Here is a 1,335-nt window from a genome sequence, read left to right as displayed (position 1 = left end):
AAACCTTCATCTTCGGAGGGCCTCGACCCCTTCAACCAGCCGCCACGCCGCAAACCCGAACAACGCTACCTACACCCTGGATTGTGAAGAGCCGGTAATCCTCCACGTTCTTTGCGCGCCGGGTGGCCCACAGTCCAGACCCAATCATGGGGACGAGATAGATGACAATGATTGCTGCGTTCATGAGGACCGTCTGAGGGAGTGGAACACTATTGTCGAGTATCCTACGGCGGTGTGCTCTGAGTCATATTGTCGAATTCACATCGTGGATAACTCGCTATTAGGGCGAGTCCGTGGACTTTGCTTCCCGCGAGCATCACTTTCGCCCCTCGCCCCGTGCGGGCCGTTTTCGAAACCGCGATGCGACCGGATGTCGTCTCCCTTGCCGGCGGAAACCCGGACCTCTCGTTCCTCGACCACGAGCGCATCGGCTCGCTCATGACCGAGATCCTGGCGCGCCGCGGCGAGGACGTCCTGCAATACGGCAGCGGCGCGGGAACCGATGCCGCACGCGAACTATCAATCGAGCTCATGCGCCTGGCGGGTGCGAGCTATACGATCGACGAGATTCAGATGACGTCGGGCTCCCAAGCCGGTCTCGATGCCGTGACGAAACTGCTGTGCAATCCGGGGGACGTCATCGTCGCGGAGGCTCCGACCTACGTCGGCGTCCTCGGGACGTGTGGGGCGTACGAAACGGGGGTCCGACAGGTCCCGCTCGACGCGAACGGGCTGCAGCCTCAGGCCGTCGCCGAGGCTATCGATCAAGCTCAGCGCGAGGGGCGCAGGGTACCCTTCGTCTACACGATCACCGCGTACCAAAACCCGTCGGGCATGTCGCTGAGTCCCAACCGATACGACGAACTCATCGAGGTGTGTTCCTCGCGCGGCGTCTGGCTGGTCGAGGACGATGCCTACGGGCTGCTCGGGTTTGGTCGCACCCCGCAGCAGCGGGTGCGGGCGCTCGCGGCGAGCGCACCGGAGAACGTGATCCACCTCGGGTCCTATTCGAAAATCTTTTCGCCCGGCCTGCGTGTGGGCTGGGTGGCTGCACCGCAGCACGTGCGCGAACGCCTGCAAATCGCATGCGAATCGGTCTGTATCACGCCCGCGGTCACGTCCCAAGAACTCGTGACCGCCTACGTGGGAACGCGCGAGTGGGAAAGCGGCCTTACGCGCCAGCTCGCCGCCTACGAAGCCCGCTGCCAGGCGAGTGTCGAAGCTGTGCGTCGCTACCTGCCGGACGAGTTGAGTCCCTCATAGTGGTGTAGCGGGGTGGTCGTGCTGGACAGCAGGGCGGTCACCGCGTGATCCTCGAGTTCATCTTCTACAACT

1 protein-coding gene is annotated in these 1,335 nt (G+C 63.1%); it reads left to right on the top strand.

What is annotated here, in order from left to right:
- The first annotated feature begins 336 nt into the window (after positions 1-336).
- Positions 337-1,263: an aminotransferase-like domain-containing protein gene (locus BSZ39_RS12845; RefSeq protein WP_143180556.1), complete on the top strand. Its 927-nt coding sequence runs from the start codon at positions 337-339 to the stop codon at positions 1,261-1,263.
- Positions 1,264-1,335 lie beyond the last annotated feature (72 nt).

It is taken from the genome of Bowdeniella nasicola (assembly GCF_001907295.1).
In the GTDB taxonomy this organism is placed as follows: Bacteria; Actinomycetota; Actinomycetes; order Actinomycetales; family Actinomycetaceae; genus Bowdeniella; species Bowdeniella nasicola.
Note: the sequence above shows the minus strand (reverse complement) of the source record. Positions and strands in the feature narration are given on the sequence as shown.